Here is a 13,441-nt window from a genome sequence, read left to right as displayed (position 1 = left end):
GCCGAGCCCGCGTCAGGCAGCGCCCGTGTGCTGTCCGACCCGCGGGTCAGCCTGCCCAGCGCTGGTAGTTGCCGCCGTTGCAGCCCAGCGTGTAGAGGTTGCCGGCGCCGTTGCTGTCCAGGCACTTGCCCGTGGCCACGTTCTGCCAGACCACGATGCCGGCGCCCGACTCGCGTACCGACCAGCGCTGGTAGTTGCCACCGTTGCAGCCGAGCGTGTACGCGTTACCAGCGCCGTTGCTGTCCAGGCACTTGCCCGTGGCCACGTTTCTGATCTCGCCGCCACCGGTGCTGTTGAACGACACCGTCCAACGCTGGTAGTTACCGCCGTTACAGCCCAGGGTGTACGCGTTGCCGGCGCCGTTGCTGTCCAGGCACTTGCCCGTGGCCACGTTCTGGTACTGCACCTGCGGGGCGGCGTAAGCCGTGCTGGAGAACACTCCCGCCAGGGCACAACCCATGCCCATGGCCGCCACTACTGTGGTCCGTAAGCGCATGACAGAACCTCCTGCTTGAAATGGATGAGAAGCGTTTTCCGTGCGCCGTTCACGGCGGGCCCGTTGGCGAACTCCAGGGAAGAGCGTGCGACCCCACGCGGCACCAACGTGCCAAAAGCCCGGCCTCGAAAGAACTCTGAACGACAAACACCTGTTGGCTGCCCCGGGACACGGGCCCGGAACGGCCACTGCTCTACTGCCGTCATGACTGACCGGCGCGCACAGCCTCCCAGGCCGATACGTGGCACCGCCAGGTTGTATTGGGCCAGGGAATTCCGCCATGGTCGCCGTTCGTGGGCTGACCGAGTGCGGGTCACGTGGGCGCGCGCTCTCGGTACCGCGCTCACCAGGTGTTTCGAGAGCCGGTCCAGCGTCCGGGCCCCCGCGCTTTCGCCTGAATTCAAGGCGGTTAACGACTCACCCGCAAAAGGGAACCCACGGCGGAACATGTGACAGCTTCCTGACTCGTGGACTTCACGAGGTTTTTCACGAGGATGGCACAGAGCGAGCGCTGTCGGCATGACATGGCAGGGACAAATAGCGAACCCACGGAGATCTCTCTGCCCCTGTTGTGGCCAGCCGAGTCAGGCCCTATCAGAATTCTGGCCACGAGCGCGAAACGGCGGCAGGAAACGTTGTCAGGCACCTGCGAGCAGCCACCCCGTTGCCCGGAATTCCCACACCGGCGGACCCCGACCGCCACCCGCTCGGCAGACAGGAACCCCGCACGACAGGGCCAGGCACAGGGTGGGTCAGTCCACCGGCTGGCTGAGCCGGATCTGGTTGCCGAACGGGTCAAGGAGGGTGACCGAGAGGCCGTCCTCTTCGAGGCCCGGCCTGAGATACGGGTACTCCTTGGCCGTCAGCTCGGCGTGCAGCTCGCGCACCCCGTCCAGCTCGACGTACACGGCCGTACCGGGTGTCCCGTCGCCGTGGTGTTCCGACAGGTGCAGCACCAGCGCGCCCCGGGAGACCTGGGCGTACCGGGGCAGGTCGGGGGCGAAGCGGTGCTCCCAGTCGACGGCGCAGCCGAGGTAGGTGACGTAGAACGCGTGGGCCTTGGCCCAGTCGAAGACCCGTAGTACGGGGACGGTACGGCGAAAGGTGACGGTCATGGCCCCACTGTGCCCTGCGGCCCGCCACGGCGGGGCATTTCGCTGGTGATGGCCCAGCGCTCGTGGTCGCGCCAGGCGCCGTCGACGTAGAGGAAGTCGGGCGACAGGCCCTCAAGCCGGAAGCCGATCCGCTTGACCAGCGCGATCGACCGGGCGTTGGCGGGTTGGATGTTGGCTTCCAGCCGGTGCAACCCCAGCGGCCCGAAGGCGTACTCGATGACCAACCCGAGCCCCTCGGTGAGCAACCCACGACCGGCGGCGTGCGAGAAGGCTCCGTAGCCGAGCGCCCCGCACTGGAAGACGCCGCCGACGATGTTGTTGATGGTCGCGTAGCCGGCGATCCCGTCCGTGGCCCGTTCGCAGACCACGAACCCGGCGCGCGCCGGCTCCTCCAGCCGCGCCACGTAGTGCGCGAACTGTTCGGCCGTCGTGGGTGGGAACAGCCACGGCCGGTGCAGCGCGACGCTCTCCCGCGCGCGGGCGGTGAACTCCGCCTCGTCGCCCCGGCGCAACAGCCGGATCGCCGTACGCTCGCCCACGGCGAGATACCCGCCGCCGGGCGCGGCGGGACGCTCGTGAGGTGGCCGTTTGCGGTGCGAGGCGGGCATCGACCCATCGTACGGAGCGGGCTACGGGCCCGCGAGTCAGGCCGGGCCCGCCCCGTTCGCCCCACTCCCCCGCGCGCGGGCTGCTGGGTGACGGGGTGGCGGGGCGACTGGGTTGGATCACCCTGGATCAGGGCGAGGGCCGGCGGCCGGGATCAGGGTCGGGTGCCGGTTCGGGTACGGGTGCGGAATCGGGGTCGGGGTCGGTGGCCAGGCGGAAGGGCGCGCCGTTCCAGAGGGCCGGGGGTGGCTGGCCGACGACGAGGGCGCGCAGGGCGTGCACCAGGGCGACGTGCCCCAACTCGGACACGGGCGTCCACGACCAGGGGTGCTGGCCGCAGGTGCAGGCGACGGGGACGTCGTCGGCGAGCCAGCCACCGTCCACGATCAGCGAAAGCTCCTCCGGGCAGTCGCCCTCGGCCGGTCGCTGGTCCACGGCCAGCACGCGGGGCAGGGCGGGTGGCCGCAACCCCAGCGCGGTGGCGACGCGGCCGGCGGCGGCTCGTATCGACTCGTCGGGCCGCAGGATGACGCCCGGCGGCGCGGGCGCGCCGCCACCCGCCACCTGGAGGACGCGCGGCCATGCCCGGCTGACGTCGAGCGGTCGGGCCGGCTCGACGGGACGCCATACGAGCAGGTGAACCCAGGTTTGGCGCGCCGTCATGAGACGTCGCCAGCCGTGAGCTGAGCCATGCCGGGACACTCCCCGGGGCTGCGGTCGTCGAAGGTGCACAACCCGGCGGATCGGCAGCCGTCAGACCAGTACCACCCCTCATAGGTGTCGCACTCGACGCGTCGCGCGTTGGGGCAGAGCACGTCCTTGCGGAGGGCGTCGGGGTCGAAGAGGGCCAGTTCGTAGGCGCGTTGGAAGTCGGTGTCGGTGACCGGCACCCATGCGTCGTGGGTACGCAGGAAGAACCGGAGCGCCACGCCCTCCACGATGACGCGGTGCGTGTCCGCGAAGATGTGCTGCTTCAGCACGCGCCATCACCTCGTTCGGGGGCATGTTGGCGAAGACGGTGGACATGCAAAGCCTCGATGGCCTTACGGTGCTGAATGGCATCGCGCAACGCTCTTGCCCGTTCGGCGACCGTCCGGATGGCCCTGCACGTGGCACACGAACGTGACGCTCCAACCCACGAGTTGGCCTGCTGACGCGTCCGCGTGTCTACCTGTGGGGTGCTGCCCCGTGCCTCGCGATCGCGCTTGTCGAGCAACGCGGCAAGTTTGGCGTCGGGAGGGGGGGGCGGGGGTGTTGGACACGGTGGGGTCCGCTCCTCTCCGTAGTGATGTCACTACCGGGAGCACCGAGGGTCCCCTAGAGTCGGGGGGTCTTCAACTTGTGAGAGACGAACGAACAGTTGGTGATCACTCCTTGAACCTGAAGGACTTGAACCCGGACAGCTCGCCGCAAGCGGCCTTTGGCGCGCGTTTACGCAGGGTGCGCGAGGAACGCGGGTGGACGCAGGAGGAGTTCGGCGAGAAGGTGGGGTACTCCGGCACCCACATGTCAGCGATCGAAACCGGCCGCAAACCCCCGACTCTCCGATTTTCGCGCAGTCTGGATCGCTTCCTCGGCGGCGACGCGTACGAGCGTGAGTGGCGCGAGATGCGGAACGGGAGCTTGCTGGAGGGCTTCCCGGAGTACGTTGACTATGAGGGGCGAGCGGCGGAGGTACGGCTGTTTGAGATCGGGATCATCCCCGGACTGCTTCAGACACCGGAGTACGCATCGGTTCTCGCCGAGCACGCTGTGCAGCGGGGTGCGATCACGGAAGAGCAAGCACATGAGCGCGTATCACTCGTCGCGCAACGGCAATCCGCAGTTGCTCGGTCATCCCCGCCCATGCTCTTCGTCGTCATGGACGAGAGCTGCGTCCGTCGCCCCATCGGCGCACCAAAGGTGATGAAGGCGCAGTACGAGAGGCTGTTGGAGTTCGCCGAGTTGCCAACCACCGTGCTCCAGATCGCGCCATACGACATGGGCGCACGCCGCACGTTCAACCTGCCGCTCTACATCCTGACCATGGCAGATCGCTCGCTCATGTCGTACGCCGAGTCTGCCCATCGGGGACATCTGGAGCGCGAAAGTTCGTTCGTGCTGCCCATACTGACGGCCTACCATCAGCTACAGGCCGAAGCCTGCCCGCAGGCGGAATCTGTGGCCACGATCAACCAGTTGCGAAAGGGCTCCCCGTGACGACCGAATCCCCCCGCTGGTTCAAGTCCTCCTACAGCGACAACGGCGGCGCATGCGTTGAGGTCGCCGCCAACCTCGCCGCCGCGCACGGCACCGTCCCGGTCCGCGACAGCAAGGACCCGCACGGCCCCACCCTGGCCTTCGACACCACGGCCTGGACCGCCTTCGTGGCCGGCATCAAGGCCGGCGACTTCACCGCGTAACCACGCACCACACCGGGCCCCTGCCACACTCCGACCGAGAACGGCAGGGGTCTTCGCGTGCCACAACTAGCTGCCGCGTACGGGCAGTTGACACCAGCAACGGAGTCACTTGGCCGGGAGACCACTTCCCCGAGGTCCGTGCCGGCGGCCTACCATCGGTGAGCCGAAGCGCCATGGCCGGCATCCCGCTCGCATCCGTGACCAAGCAAGGGCGAAGGGGCACACTCCATGACGACCGAATCCCCCCGCTGGTTCAAGTCCTCACACAGCGAACACGGTGGTGCCTGCGTTGAGGTCGCCGCCAACCTCGTCACGCACGGGACTGTTCCGGTCCGCGACAGCAAGGACCCACACGGCCCCGTTCTTGCCTTCGACACGACGGCGTGGACCGCCTTCGTGGCCGGCATCAAAGCCGGCGACTTCACCGCGTAACCGTGCACCGCACAAGCGCAAAGGGGCTCCCCGTGACGACCGACAACCCCCGCTGGATCAAGTCCTCGTACAGCGCCAACGGCGGTCAATGCGTTGAGATCGCCGCCAACCTCGCCGCGCTCGGCACAGTCCCCGTCCGCGACAGCAAGGACCCGTACGGCCCCACCCTCACCTTCGACACCACGGCCTGGCACGCCTTCGTGGCCGGCGTCAAGGCTGACGACTTCACCGCGTAACCACGCACCACCCCCAGACCCCTGCCACCACACTCCGACCGAGACCGGCAGAGGTCTTCGCGTGTCACGACCAGCGCCATATGAGGCGGCGTTTGCCCTGGTGACCACGGCACGTGGGCGCTGGTCGTCAGCCGTGACTGGTGTCGATGACGCAGAAGCGGTTGCCCTCGGGGTCGACGAGCACGATGAAGTCGGCGTCGTCCGGATAGAGGTCCCAGTCGACGCGTTCAGCACCGAGGGAAATCAGTCGCGCCACTTCGGCTTCCTGATCGGCGGCGTCGCCGGCGTAGAGGTCGAGGTGGATTCTCGGATGTTCCTGCACGGGCGTCGCACTACGGCCGAGGGCCAGTCCGACACCGGAGCCATCGGTCGGCACCAGCACCACCCAGTCGTCCTTCACCTCGCCATCGCGAGGGACATAGCTCAGCGCCCGACTCCAGAACTCCGCGGCCCGTCGCACATCAGCAGCCCCCATCACGATCGTTCCGATGCTCAGCATCCGCCGATTCTGGCAGACCCCGAGGGGCCCAGCGCGAACCACCTCCCTCGCTAGGAAGCGAGCGTCGGATGAGCTGCCGCATCGCGTCGGCCTCGGCGTCCAGGCCCCGATCGGTGTAGATCGCGGCGGCCTCCCGCCGACAGGCGAGGGCCTCCTCCGTACGCCCGAGGGCGTCCCATGACGTGGCGAGGACCGCCAAGGGCCAGGCCAGTGTCTCGTCGTGGCTGCCGATGGACCGGCGACCGAGGTCGACGGCGCGCCGGCACAGGACGACAGCCCTGTCGTGGTCGCCGATGCCCTGCATGCCCCTGGCGATGGCCGAGAGCGCGCATGCCTCACCGTCCTTGTCGCCGAGCCGACGGCGCAGTCGAGCGCTTCGGATGCCGTGCTCGATGGTGAGGCGGGGGTTGCCGAGATCAGCGTGGAGTGCGGCGATGTTGCCTTCCGCCACCGCCTCCCATCGCCCGGTGTCGAAGCCCCGGCTGAGCACGAGCGCCTCACCGAAGGGGCGCAGTGCCTCGACGAGGCGGGTCTGTCGGCGGAGCAGTTGACCCAGTTCGGTGCGGGCGGCGATCTGGATGTGGTGGTTGCCGACGTCCTTGGCCAGGGCGTGGGCGCGGGTGAGGTCCCGCTCCGCGTCCGGATGCTGGAGGTGTGCCAACGCTTCCCCACGAGCGAGCAGGACGTTGGCCTCGTGTTCGGTCCGGCCGGAGCGCCGCGCCGCGTGCAGGGCCGCGGTGGCGGTGTCGACGCGCTCCTGCCAGCCACCCATGAGCACCAGGAAGCCGAGAGCGTCGACGAGGTGCAGCGCGTACCGGTCCATGGCGGTGTCGACAGCGTGGTGCAGGGCGGCGACGAGGTTGGCCCGTTCCGCGGTGAACCACGCCCAGGCGTCGTCACGGCCGGCCAGAAGGTGTGGATGGGCCGACTCGATGGGGTTCGTCACCACACGGGTGCAGGTGGGGTAGACCAGGCGGTCGGCGGTATGCGCGGTGTGGGCGTACCACGTGAGCATCGCGTCGAGAGCCTGTCCCCGTTCGGTCTCGGAGTCGTGCGCACCGGCCAGTTCGCCGGCGTAGGCGCGCAGTAGATCGTGAAAGCGGTACCGGTCGTGCGCGACCGGTTCGATGAGGTGCGCGTCTGCCAGCGCCCGCAACAGTCGCCGTGTCGTGTGTGGGGGCAGGCCCGCGAGGGCCGCGGCGGCGGGTGTGGAGATGTCCGGGCCGGGATGCAGTCCAAGGCGCCGGAACAGGCTCGCCTGCGCTGCCGGCAGTTGTGCGTAGGACCACTGGAGTACGTTGCGGACCGCGGCGTAGGGATCCTGCCCCCAGCTCAGTGCGTCGAGTTTGGAATCCTCGTCGGCGAGTTCGTCGGCGATGTCGGCGACGGCGACGTGTTCGTACGCGGCGGCACGCCCGGCGGCGATCCGCAGCGCGAGCGGTAATCGCGCGCACAGCCGGACGAGGCTCTCCACCGCGGCCGGCTCCGCCTGGGCGCGAGCGGGGCCGATGATGCCCACGACCAGGGACGACGCCTCGTCCGGAGACAGCACGTCGAGGGTGATCCGGTGCGCGGCTTCGGTGACCACCAGCCCGGTCAGGCTGTCGCGGCTGGTCACCAGCACCATGCATCCGGGCGCTCCCGGCAGCAGGGGCCGGACCTGCTCCGCGCTGTTGGCGTTGTCCAGCACGATCAGCATGCGCCGCCCCGTCGCCAGCGTGCGGAACAGTCCCGAACGGGCGCCGGTACCGACCGGCACAGCGGCCGGGTGTACGCCGAGCGCGACCAGGAAATCGTCGAGGACCTCGCCCGGGGTCGCGGGCTTTCCGGGCCCGTAACCGCGCAAGTTGGTGTGCAGGGTGCCGTCCGGGAACCGGTCCTGGACGCGGTGGGCCCAGTGCACGGCGAGCGTCGTCTTCCCCACTCCGCCGGATCCGTCGAGGGCGGAGATCACCACGGCCTGACCGCCGGCGGGCGGTAACAGCGCGTCGAGCGCCGCCACGTGATCGGCACGGCCGGTGAAGTCGCGAATCGCCTGCGGCAGCTCACGGGGCACCCGTGGCGTGACGGACTGGGGTGGCCCCGGGGCGGGCAGCGTGCCGACCACCCCGTCGCGATCGTCCCGCGGCGTCCGGTCGACCCGGCGGGCCCCGGGTTCACCGCGCAGGATCCGCTCGTGGAGCCGCTGGGTGCAGGGACCGGGGCCGACCCCCAGTTCCTCGGCGAGACGGGTTCTGAGACGGTGGAAGACACCCAGCGCGTCAGCTCGTCGGCCACAGTGGTCCAGCGCCGCCATCAGTTGGACGTGGAGGCCCTCGTGCAGGGGGTGGTCGTGCACGAGGTCCGCCAGGTCGTCCACGACCTCGTGGTGCTCGCCGAGTTCCAGCCGCCACTTGGCATACTGCTCCAGCGCGCTGAGCCGCTGCTCGTCCAAGCGCGCGGCGGACCTGGCCAGGACCGCCGTGCCCAGCCCGTCGAGTGCGGGCCCACGCCACAGGCCCAGCGCCGGCCGGATCAGTTGGACCGCCCGCTCAAGTCTCCCCCCGGCGGCGTGGCGGCGGCCCTCGGCCACTCCGGCGGCGAAGCGGAGCGAGTCGAGCCGGGCGGCGTCGAGGCGGATGCGGTAGCCGGGCTCCTCGGTGAGGATGAGCCGCCGGTCGGTGTCGCCCAGGCATTCCCGCAGCGCCGAGACGGAGTTCCGCAGTTGTTTGGTGGCGGTGGGGGGCGGCTCGTCATCCCAGGTCATCTCGATCAGCCTGGACAGCGACACCACCGTGTTGGGCGCCAACAGCAGTGCCGCCAGCAGCCGTTGGCGACGCGCCCCGGGCACCGGCACCCGCTCACAGCCTGTCCGGACGTCCAGCGCACCGAGAACGCGAAAGTCCATCCTTCCGGCCTCCCCCCTTGCCACCAGTGAGAAGAGCAAAGCACAGCATTCGGGGCAACGCCCCCCACCGGCCGTTGATGACGGTGTGAGGACGGCGTGAGGACGGCGTGCGAGAGGTTGTGGACGTCTCAAGGCCACCCAGAAGCAGGCCCACGGATACGCCGAACTCAAGGGGATACGTCAATGGAGAACAAGGGGAAACTCGCGCGTCTCGCCGGCGCCGGGGCGGCGCTGGCAATGGGATCGACGCTGCTGGTCGGCGCACCGGCTTCGGCACAGGCGGCGGCACGGACGCCGATCTACCAGGTGATCAACGGAAACAGCAGCAACTCCTGCCTTCAGCTGGAGGGAACGCAGGTGCACGAAAAGAACGTGGTCCTCGGAAATTGCGACCGGAGCGCGAAGCAGGTGTGGACCGTCATCGACGGCGTCTTCGAAAATCACCAGTACGATCACTGCCTCGACGGAAACGGCGCGGACGTCTACACGAAGCCGTGCAACGACGGGGAATTCCAGGAATGGAGGACCACCTCCAGCAGCCCGAAGTCCATCATGCATGCCCAGAGCCTCAAGTGGCTGCACGCGAACGGAGCAGTCGGGGCCCAGGTCGTCTTCCAGCCCACCAAGGAGACGGCGTCTCGCTGGGTGATCGACCAGGTGGGTTGGATCGACCTGTGAGTGCGGGGGCCGGCCTCGCTGACGGCTCACGCTGAGGGCTCACGCTCAGGGTCCGTGCTGACGGCTCGCGCTTTCGGCTCACGCTGAGGGTCCGCGCTGGCGGCTCGCGCTTTCGGCTCACGCTGAGGGTCCGCGCTGGCGGCTCGCGCTTTCGGCAAGCGGTACGCGGACAGCGCGGTCCCGCCGCCTCGGCACTGGGGCGCCTGCGCGGTGACGTCACGGTGGGGCAGACTCGGGGGACGGACCAGCCGGTCCGTCCCCCGAGCCGTCGAGGCGGGCACCGCGTAGCTCCGCGACCGTGAGTGCGTCGTGCAGCGCCTCGTACGGTCGCGCCACCAGAATGCGCGGTTCGACGGTGGGAGCTCCGGCGCGGTACGCATCGCCCGGGCGTGAGCGAGCACCGTCCGGCGACCGCAACGGACTGGCCTCCGTGACCGCCTCAATTCCCACAACCCGAATAACAAGGGGTAGAGAGTCACGGTGAACACAGACGGAATCAGATGGCTGGCCGACAAGGCCCCCACCTGGTACGGCTACTGCATCCATCTCGCACGCGGACTCAAGGCCGACCAACTGGTCAATCGCATCACACGCGGCCCGGCTCCGGTGCTCATTGGCGCATACACGGCCGAGGACATCGAAACGTACATCAACTCCCAGGAACGGGAGATGGCTGCCGTTCGCTACGGCACCCACGGCGACCTCGCGTTCACGGTTGCCCATGGCTACTGGCCGGGCGAACTCGGCCCCGGCTACAGCAACCACCTCTCCCGCAACAGCGGCGAGGAGGTCTTCGAGCTCTACTACGAGACACAGAACCCGAAGGTGCCGCCACCCCAGTTCACCTTCTACCGCGACGGCGAGTACGCATGCGGCTTCGACATGTACATGTACACGTGGTCGCACGAGGTTACCGGCCCGGACGCCGATCTCATCCATGCTGACATCGAGGCGGCAGGAATCCACAACGAAGACAGACGCGAAACTGCTCACCTCAAGTCTCTTACTATCATCGAAAAACGGTTCACGCTCACCCTGCCTATGAACCAGATTCTGCACGGATCGCTGCCCGCGGCATTCGTACACGGGCACCACGCAAGCGCGAAGGGGCACGCTCCATGACGACCGAATCCCCCCGCTGGTTCACGTCCTCCTACAGCGAGAACGGCGGCGCATGCGTTGAGGTCGCCGCCAACCTCGCCGCCGCGTACGGCACCGTCCCCGTCCGCGACAGCAAGGACCCGTACGGTCCCACCCTCGCCTTCGACACCACGGCCTGGACCGCCTTCGTGGCCGGCATCAAGGCCGGCGACTTCACCGCGTAACCACGCACCACACCGGGCCCCTGCCGCACTCTGACCGAGACCGGCAGGGGTCTTCGCGTGTCACAACCATCCGCCGCATACGAGTAGTTGACTCCAGTAACAGAGTCACTTGGCCGGGAGACCAATTCCCCGAGGTCCGTGCCGGCGGCCTACCATCGGTGAGCCGAAGCGCCATGGCCGGCATCCCGCTCGCATCCGTGACCAAGCAAGGGCGAAGGGGCACACTCCACAGGGGCTGTCGCAAGATCGCGAGTCCGGAACACCGGGCTGGCCCGGACTCGGGGGTGGGCGTCCCGGTTCGGGCAGGGAGTGAACGCAGCGCAGGCACGGTATCGGTGATCATGTGAGTGTCGAATTGCCATGAACACTTGGCGAGTCCCTGCCTGCTCCTGCATCGCCTGAAGACCGTGGCCTTCGCCCACCTCGACTACCCCGACGCCCACCAGGCCCTCCAAGTCGTCTGCTGGAAAGCGGACTTCACCACCGGCAAGCTCACCATCGAACGCGCCGATCTGATCACCAGCCTGCTACCCGGCACGGCGACCGGCACCCAGCCCGCCGCCTGGGTCAGAGGACAATGGAAGATCGAAAATCTTCCGCACCACGTCCGCGACCGCACGTTCCGCAAGGACGACTCCAAGATCCATGTCGGCCGCCTCCCCCGCATCATGGCCGGCCTGCGCAACCCCGCCGGCATCCGCCGCCAGGACGGCCACATCAACATCGCCGCCGCCCTACGCCACACTGCCCGCGACTGCCACAGACCCCTGATCGCCCTCGGTCTCGCCGGATGAACCCGGACAAGCCGCAAGCGTGCAAGGGACCCTGGGGGCAGCCCGAGGGAGTCTCCCCCTCTGGCTACCCCGACGGACTACTCCTGGAAGGTCCAGCCGAACAAGTCGTCGCCGCTGTGGAAATGCAGGCTCTTACCCTGCTTGGTGGTGACCAGGGTTCCCTCGTCATCTCTCGTGAACGAGCGAATCCGCTTCACCTCGTTGCCCTCGAAGTGTGTGGGGAGATCTGCGTCGTCGTAGTCGATTGCCTCACGCTTCCGCTTGCGCCGCTCCGAGCTTCTTTCAATGGCCTCGTCGATGTCGGCGGCGACGTCCTTCTGGGAGAGGGGGGCGACGACCGCGCTTGCGAGGGTGCGTTCGCCGATCTCGCTCACATCGGTGATCTCGAGCGTGCACGGGCCGACCACGACTTCCAACTGATCCTGATTCAGGGGCACGCCCGTCGAGCCGCCGCCGACCTGGGACAGCGAGACCAGCTGGTGGTTCATGGGGACATCGATCGCCAGGACGACGGGCTTGTCACCCCATTCCTGGGCGGTGAAGTCATAGCTGTAGGTGGCCGAGAACGGTAATGCCTGACGAACCTTCCCGCCCACCTTCAGTTGGTCCTTAGCGACATCCGTCGACCGGTACAGCCGCATCTTCCTGGACTTGACGTCCTGGGGAAGTTCGTCCCGCAAGTCACTGGTGAACTGGTGGAAGTCCTGGACCCGTGACTTGAGCTGCTCCAGTTCGCCGGTGTCGAGGTCGCCTCCCAACCGCCCCTCGGCGTCGTACTTGCTGGAGAAGGTACTTCCGCTGACAATCCCGCGCAGCATGGCACTCCGGTCGCTATCGAACTCGGCCTTCGCGGCGTGGACCCGCTCCGTATGTTGCCTCGTAAGGTTGCTGAGCTCGCCCAAGGTGAGACTCCCGTCCGTACCGACGCCGGACTCCCGGGCGACCTCGGCGGCGAACTCGTCCGCATTCGCGAATGACCTTTTCATCTGGACCATCCGACTGACGACGGTCATGCTCATGGCTGCGCCGTCCGGTTTGCCGAGCAGTAGCTTGACCGCCTCCTCGAACCCCAGACGCATGGCATCACTGTCGCCGGAGGACGCGATCGTGATGGAGCGTTGAATTGTTTCCTCCGGCCGCCCCGGAGAACCGGTGCCCACCGACTCGTCAGCGGTCCGTTGCACGTGAACGCCGGAGTCGGGAACGGGCCTGGACATGACCCGCGCCGCGTTCGCCTCCGCTGCACGCTCGAACCGGTCGGACGGGGCACTGATCCGCAGGCCCGTCCCGTCGTCGACACCGGCTACGGGCCCCCGGCGCTGCTGGACGACGTGGGTGAGTTCATGGGCGAGGGTGTGTTTGTCCACGCCACCGTCGCCCATGACGACGTGCTCCCCCGAGGTGTAGGCACGGGCACCCACTTCGGCCGCCGAGGCTTTCGCGGTCGCGTCGGAGTGGATACGGACGTCCGAGAAGTCCGCACCGAGCCGGGCTTCCATCTCGATGCGTGTGTCGTCGTTCAGGGGACGGCCCGGAGTGCGCAGGACGTCGTGGACGGTGGAGCGCTGTACGGGGTGCCCGGGCTGCCGGTGGCCGCGGTCGGCGCCATGTTGCTGTTCTTCCTGGGCGCCTGGATGCCCGGCCTTTCGAAGCATCTGGATCACTGTCGCGTTGCCGGCGCTGCGCTGAAGGGCCAAGAACGAGGGTGGCGGCGTCGAGACAGGCGCCGGAGAACTACGGACCGGTAATCGGCTGGTCTTGGTCTCTTCGGTCTTTGCGCTGTAGCGGATGTGCATGGCCTCTCCCCTGACGCGAATAGCGAGGATTCTCTTGATAGCAGCCGACCGGAGACAACCACCACAAGCCAGGGGGCCACCCTTGTTGGCCGATTGGGCGAGGTTGTCCGCCCTCCTGTCGTAGGGGCTATCGCGAGATTACGTTCCGTCCGGAACGCCGGGCTGGCCCGGACTC

The 13,441-nt window shown here is 68.1% G+C and carries 16 protein-coding genes; 8 read left to right on the top strand and 8 right to left on the bottom strand.

Annotated elements, in window-relative coordinates; all coding sequences use genetic code 11:
- Positions 1-46: 46 nt before the first annotated feature.
- The 5 genes from AC3CHW_RS29145 to AC3CHW_RS29125 form a co-directional block, all read right to left on the bottom strand.
- On the bottom strand, positions 47-496 hold the full coding sequence (locus AC3CHW_RS29145) for an RICIN domain-containing protein (RefSeq protein WP_387601690.1): 450 nt from the start codon (positions 494-496) through the stop codon (positions 47-49).
- 752 nt (positions 497-1,248) lie between these two features.
- Complete coding sequence (locus tag AC3CHW_RS29140; RefSeq protein ID WP_488468428.1) at positions 1,249-1,611, bottom strand: glyoxalase superfamily protein; 363 nt, start codon at positions 1,609-1,611, stop codon at positions 1,249-1,251.
- Positions 1,608-2,219, bottom strand: a complete 612-nt coding sequence (locus tag AC3CHW_RS29135) for a GNAT family N-acetyltransferase (protein ID WP_488468427.1) — start codon at positions 2,217-2,219, stop codon at positions 1,608-1,610. Before AC3CHW_RS29135 ends, AC3CHW_RS29140 begins: the two co-directional genes overlap by 4 nt.
- 127 nt (positions 2,220-2,346) lie before the next feature.
- Complete coding sequence (locus tag AC3CHW_RS29130; RefSeq protein WP_488468426.1) at positions 2,347-2,880, bottom strand: hypothetical protein; 534 nt, start codon at positions 2,878-2,880, stop codon at positions 2,347-2,349.
- Positions 2,877-3,197: a hypothetical protein gene (locus AC3CHW_RS29125; protein ID WP_387601682.1), complete on the bottom strand. Its 321-nt coding sequence runs from the start codon at positions 3,195-3,197 to the stop codon at positions 2,877-2,879. Before AC3CHW_RS29125 ends, AC3CHW_RS29130 begins: the two co-directional genes overlap by 4 nt.
- A 394-nt stretch (positions 3,198-3,591) precedes the next feature.
- On the opposite strand from AC3CHW_RS29125, the gene AC3CHW_RS29120 reads away from it, so the two are divergent.
- The 4 genes from AC3CHW_RS29120 (at position 3,592) to AC3CHW_RS29105 (ending at position 5,287) form a co-directional block, all read left to right on the top strand.
- The gene (locus AC3CHW_RS29120; RefSeq protein ID WP_488468425.1) at positions 3,592-4,416 is read left to right on the top strand and encodes a helix-turn-helix domain-containing protein; all 825 of its coding nucleotides are present in this window, start codon (positions 3,592-3,594) and stop codon (positions 4,414-4,416) included.
- Positions 4,413-4,619 (top strand): DUF397 domain-containing protein, encoded by a 207-nt coding sequence (locus tag AC3CHW_RS29115; RefSeq protein ID WP_488468424.1) that lies wholly within the window; start codon positions 4,413-4,415, stop codon positions 4,617-4,619. The genes AC3CHW_RS29120 and AC3CHW_RS29115 overlap by 4 nt, the downstream gene beginning before the upstream one ends.
- A gap of 228 nt (positions 4,620-4,847) precedes the next feature.
- Positions 4,848-5,051, top strand: a complete 204-nt coding sequence (locus tag AC3CHW_RS29110; protein WP_488468423.1) for a DUF397 domain-containing protein — start codon at positions 4,848-4,850, stop codon at positions 5,049-5,051.
- Positions 5,052-5,083: 32 nt separating this feature from the next.
- On the top strand, positions 5,084-5,287 hold the full coding sequence (locus tag AC3CHW_RS29105; protein WP_488468422.1) for a DUF397 domain-containing protein: 204 nt from the start codon (positions 5,084-5,086) through the stop codon (positions 5,285-5,287).
- 127 nt (positions 5,288-5,414) lie between these two features.
- On the opposite strand, the gene AC3CHW_RS29100 is transcribed toward AC3CHW_RS29105, so the two are convergent.
- Positions 5,415-5,786, bottom strand: coding sequence for a VOC family protein (locus AC3CHW_RS29100; protein WP_488468421.1), 372 nt, complete (start codon positions 5,784-5,786; stop codon positions 5,415-5,417).
- On the bottom strand, positions 5,749-8,673 hold the full coding sequence (locus AC3CHW_RS29095; RefSeq protein ID WP_488468420.1) for an AfsR/SARP family transcriptional regulator: 2,925 nt from the start codon (positions 8,671-8,673) through the stop codon (positions 5,749-5,751). Before AC3CHW_RS29095 ends, AC3CHW_RS29100 begins: the two co-directional genes overlap by 38 nt.
- A 183-nt stretch (positions 8,674-8,856) precedes the next feature.
- On the opposite strand from AC3CHW_RS29095, the gene AC3CHW_RS29090 reads away from it, so the two are divergent.
- The 4 genes from AC3CHW_RS29090 (at position 8,857) to AC3CHW_RS29075 (ending at position 11,470) form a co-directional block, all read left to right on the top strand.
- The gene (locus tag AC3CHW_RS29090; protein WP_488468419.1) at positions 8,857-9,351 is read left to right on the top strand and encodes a ricin-type beta-trefoil lectin domain protein; all 495 of its coding nucleotides are present in this window, start codon (positions 8,857-8,859) and stop codon (positions 9,349-9,351) included.
- A gap of 480 nt (positions 9,352-9,831) precedes the next feature.
- Positions 9,832-10,473, top strand: a complete 642-nt coding sequence (locus AC3CHW_RS29085; protein WP_488468418.1) for a DUF6461 domain-containing protein — start codon at positions 9,832-9,834, stop codon at positions 10,471-10,473.
- Positions 10,470-10,676 (top strand): DUF397 domain-containing protein, encoded by a 207-nt coding sequence (locus AC3CHW_RS29080; protein WP_488468417.1) that lies wholly within the window; start codon positions 10,470-10,472, stop codon positions 10,674-10,676. Before AC3CHW_RS29085 ends, AC3CHW_RS29080 begins: the two co-directional genes overlap by 4 nt.
- Positions 10,677-11,083: 407 nt before the next feature.
- On the top strand, positions 11,084-11,470 hold the full coding sequence (locus AC3CHW_RS29075; RefSeq protein WP_488468416.1) for a hypothetical protein: 387 nt from the start codon (positions 11,084-11,086) through the stop codon (positions 11,468-11,470).
- A 77-nt stretch (positions 11,471-11,547) separates the two neighbouring features.
- Here the strand turns inward: AC3CHW_RS29075 and AC3CHW_RS29070 are convergent, their stop codons facing one another.
- A complete protein-coding gene (locus tag AC3CHW_RS29070) occupies positions 11,548-13,266 on the bottom strand; it encodes an eCIS core domain-containing protein (protein WP_488468415.1) in 1,719 nt (572 codons plus the stop codon).
- Positions 13,267-13,441 lie beyond the last annotated feature (175 nt).

This window comes from Streptomyces sp. MGP-BFMKR1 (genome assembly GCF_057766585.1).
Note: the sequence above shows the minus strand (reverse complement) of the source record. Positions and strands in the feature narration are given on the sequence as shown.